The following is a 236-nucleotide window of genomic DNA, read 5'->3' on the forward strand; positions in this document are numbered from 1 at the left end:
GTGGTTGCGGCCGTGGCGTCCTCCGCGCTGTTCATGGTGCTACACGCCGCCGACAACGTCTGGCTCAACATCTACTACTTCACGGTGGGCCTGACCTGCTCGGTGCTGATCTGGCGAACCGGGGGGCTGGAGGCCGCGGTCGCCCTTCATGTGTGGAACAACCTGATCAGCGAGGTCACGATCCCGTTCGGCGGGCTGCAAGGCATGTTCGACCGGGGAGCCAATGCGGTCGGCCC

Annotated in this window: 1 protein-coding gene; it reads left to right on the forward strand. The window is 65.7% G+C overall.

Annotation, left to right across the window (positions count from 1 at the left end):
- The coding region (locus BN358_RS22995; RefSeq protein ID WP_198018372.1) for a CPBP family intramembrane glutamic endopeptidase at positions 1-236 on the forward strand (236 nt) is incomplete at both ends.

It is taken from the genome of Sedimentibacter sp. B4 (assembly GCF_000309315.1).
Taxonomy (GTDB): domain Bacteria; phylum Bacillota; class Clostridia; order Tissierellales; family Sedimentibacteraceae; genus Sedimentibacter; species Sedimentibacter saalensis.